General features: G+C 63.8%; 4 protein-coding genes. All 4 read right to left on the bottom strand.

The features are described from left to right. Positions 1-105: 105 nt before the first annotated feature. Positions 106-1,776, bottom strand: a complete 1,671-nt coding sequence (locus BRAS3809_RS19355) for an aromatic/alkene/methane monooxygenase hydroxylase/oxygenase subunit alpha (protein WP_008963758.1) — start codon at positions 1,774-1,776, stop codon at positions 106-108. Between the two features lie 171 nt (positions 1,777-1,947). Then, positions 1,948-2,241 (bottom strand): hypothetical protein, encoded by a 294-nt coding sequence (locus BRAS3809_RS19350; protein WP_240535714.1) that lies wholly within the window; start codon positions 2,239-2,241, stop codon positions 1,948-1,950. After that, entirely contained in the window at positions 2,241-2,654 is a 414-nt protein-coding gene (locus tag BRAS3809_RS19345; RefSeq protein WP_240535713.1) for a hypothetical protein, read from the bottom strand. Before BRAS3809_RS19345 ends, BRAS3809_RS19350 begins: the two co-directional genes overlap by 1 nt. Positions 2,655-2,670: 16 nt before the next feature. Continuing rightward, a partial coding sequence (locus BRAS3809_RS19340) for a zinc-binding dehydrogenase (protein WP_035656968.1) occupies positions 2,671-3,277 on the bottom strand: 607 nt, incomplete at its 5' end.

The following is a 3,277-nucleotide window of genomic DNA, read 5'->3' as shown; positions in this document are numbered from 1 at the left end:
GTCCGTCACCGCAGCCTTGGTCCCAACCGACATCGACAACCTCCCCGGCACCCTCAAGCAGATGATCGCAGGGGACCGGTGCACCGGCCCCCTGCGCTCGCATCGTCAATGGCAAGGATTGATGGTGAAGCCCTTGCGATAATCGGCGACCGCGACCTCGCGCTCGATCGGCGAGAGCGCACGGAAGCCCCGCAGCGGACTGCCGAGCTGGTGGCCGCGCACGTGATCGAGCGTCCACATGTCCTTGGCGTCGAACCGCAGATGCGGCTGGGCGGTCAGGGTCTTGCCATCAGGCCGGACGAAGCCGAGATCCTTGATGGCGTCGGCGATGTCCCAGCCGTGATAGCAGTCCTCCCATTCGCGGCGGCCGCTGAAGCGGCCCATGGCAGGGGTGGCACGGCCTTCATACTCGGCGGCGAACGCCACCTTGTGGGTCCAGCGGCAGCCTTCCGAGCAGTAGGTGTAGATCTTGCCGTCGACCTCGTCGCAGACGAAGTCCTCGCGGATCAGGCAAGGCACCATGCAGCTCCAGCACCGATGCGGGTACACGTAACCGACGTCGCTGTTGAACAGGATGTTGGTCTCGCCCGGCACGCTCAGCTTCGCGTACCACTTCCAGAAATCGCCGAACTCGGCGTACCAGCCGGGGTATTTGTGCTCGAACCACTCGAAGTCCTTCTCGGTCTGGGCCTCGATGCGCCAGAAGTTCGCCGACCAGCCGACCGCGAAGAACTGGGCGGTCTTGTGGACGTAGTTCTTCTTGACGATCCGGTCCCAGGCCGCGGCGACGTCGTCATGGTGGATCTTGATGCCGTACTTTTCCAGCGGCAGCATGTAGGTGCGGTAGTAATCTTCATAGATCCAGCGGTGCCACAGCTCCGCATAGGACTCCTTGTTCTTGTCGCGGTTGGTGGTGCCGTACTCGATGAAGGTACCGATCGCGGCGTCGACGATGGCGTGGTTCTGCCAGAATGCGTATTTCAGGTCGCGCTCCAGCAGCTGGTGGTTCGACGGATCGTTGATCATCGCCATCAGCATCGAGTGGCCGTTTCCGATGTGGCGCGATTCATCCGACTGCACCGACAGGAACACCGTCGGCAGCGCATAGTCGCCGTTGCGGGCCGCCTCCGACGGCATCGCCACGAACAGCGTGTTGGTGAACGCGGTCTCGGCGACCACCGTGAGATAGACGTTGGCCGCGGTGATCGCGTCACCGGTCAGGAAGCCCTCGGCGAACTGGCGTCCGATGGTCGTGGCATAGCACTTGCCGAACGCCGCCTCGGTGATGTCGAACCCGGCCGGATCGATGTAGTTCTCCATGTACCACTTCTTGAGGTTCATCTGGATGGTCGAGTGCCGGAACTCGTCGACCATCTGCATCGTGAAGCCGGTGCGCAGCTCCTCGCCCGGCGCCAGCCGGCCGACCATCGCCATCGACCGGGCCGCCGAGATCTCCGGGAACGGGATGATCGCCAGGAACAGCTTCATCCATTCGACCCAGCGCGGCTCGACATTGCGGAACATGTCGCCGCGCAACGCCGCGTCGAGCGCGCCGTAGACGCGGTTGTCCTTCTCCTCCTGCATCGGGAAATACGAGCGCAGGACCTGCTTCATCGGGTCGCGGGGAGTCTTGGAAATCTTGTAGTCGGTCGGGAACGTCATCGCTTCCTGGACGTAGCTCGGCGTCCAGCCGAGATCCGCGACGCGACTGGCTGCCTCGGCAATCGTAATGCCCTTCTGGGCCGTAATCTTGTTGAGCGTCAGACTTGCAGACATTTCCTTCTCCTTTGAACGTTGCATCAGCTTGTTGTCGTCAGGCCTTGGTTATCCGATCGCAGGAGCTTCCGATCACAACGGCGGCTCCCGCGACGTCTCCTGCAAATTCACGTCTGCCCATCAACTTTGAGGTCCGAAAATTGACTTTGACTCCCGTAATGAATTGACATGTCAGACCGGCTTGGCGGCGCCTGCCGCCTCGCCGGCTTCGGCGCCGCGGCTGACCAGAGATCGGCCTTCCGCGACGAACTTCGCCGCCAGCACCAGCGTGCCGATGGCAAACTCATTGCCGTGTCGCGCGATCATCGCCTCGGCGATTTCGCCGACCTGCGCGAAGAACGCGTCCTTCGAGCGGTCCTCTTCGGTCGGCTCGGCTGGCAGCGACGTCTGGCTGCGCGCCGGCGGCACGGCCGAGACCGCGTCGGACGTCCTGAGATTGAGCCTGCTCATGTCGACCTTGCTCATCATGCATGTCCCGTGCGTTTGTGGTCGTCGTCGGTGGGTGCGCTGTCGAATTCCAACAATGCGTGATTCAGCCATTCACGCTCGGCGACGAGGCGGGTGTGCTCGTCGCGAAGCTCGCTCAGGCGCTCCATCAGCCGCTCGAGCTCGGCTCTCGCAGCGCTGCCGCCCTCCGAGCGCGCGACGTCGCGCCGCGCGCATTCCAGTTCGATCTCGGCGCCGCCGCGTGCGCTTTCGTTGCGAAGCTGCATCTCGTTGTTGCGGATGATGCCCTCGATCAGCCTGTGCCGCGCGATCATGCGGTCGCGCGCCTGCTGCAGCCGCGCCGCTTCCTCGGCCGTGATCTGTGGCCCGCCTTCGCTGGACTTGGTCACCCGCATCACTCTCGTTCGATGATTGGGATCGACACCGAGCATCTGGCCACGCCTGCCTTTACGGGATCAGCACGGCACGTCCGTGGATGCGCCCATGATGCAGATCGTGGAGCGCATCATTGGCCTCGCTGAGCCTGTATTCCCTGGTGTGCAGGGTCACGAGACCGCGGTCGGCAAGCGCCATCAGTTCGACCAGCTCGGCATAGGTGCCGACGAGATTGCCGACGATGCTCTTCTCGGTGGTGATCATATCGATGGTCGGCAGCTCGATCTTGCCACCGTAGCCGACGATATAATAGGTGCCGGCATTGGCCGTCATCGCCAGCCCCTTGGCGACCGCATCGCCTTCTCCGACGAAGTCGATGACCGCTTCGGCCCCGCGCCCGCCGGTCAGCGCCAGCACCGCCTCGACCTCGTCGCCATCGGCCTTGACCAGATGATGCGCGCCGCAGGTCTTGGCGAGCTCCAGCGATTTCTCGGAGCGGTCGACGACGACGATCTCCGCCGCGCACAGCGCCGCGAGAACCTGGATGCCGATATGGCCGAGACCGCCTGCCCCGATCACGACGGCATGCTCGCCGGGCAGCAGATGGCGCGACGCCTTCTTGGCGGCGCGGTAGGCGGTCAAACCCGCATCCGTATAGGGAGCGACATCCTTCGGCGCG

The sequence above is a fragment of the Bradyrhizobium sp. STM 3809 genome (assembly GCF_000239795.1).
Classification (GTDB): Bacteria; Pseudomonadota; Alphaproteobacteria; order Rhizobiales; family Xanthobacteraceae; genus Bradyrhizobium.
The sequence above is the reverse complement of the archived record's forward strand: the minus strand, read 5'-3'. Positions and strand labels throughout refer to the sequence as shown.

Coding starts and splice junctions, on each gene's coding strand:
- BRAS3809_RS19355 (WP_008963758.1), bottom strand. CDS start 1,776: ATGTCTGCAAGTCTGACGCTCAACAAGATTACGGCCCAGAAGGGCATT.
- BRAS3809_RS19350 (WP_240535714.1), bottom strand. CDS start 2,241: ATGAGCAAGGTCGACATGAGCAGGCTCAATCTCAGGACGTCCGACGCG.
- BRAS3809_RS19345 (WP_240535713.1), bottom strand. CDS start 2,654: ATGCTCGGTGTCGATCCCAATCATCGAACGAGAGTGATGCGGGTGACC.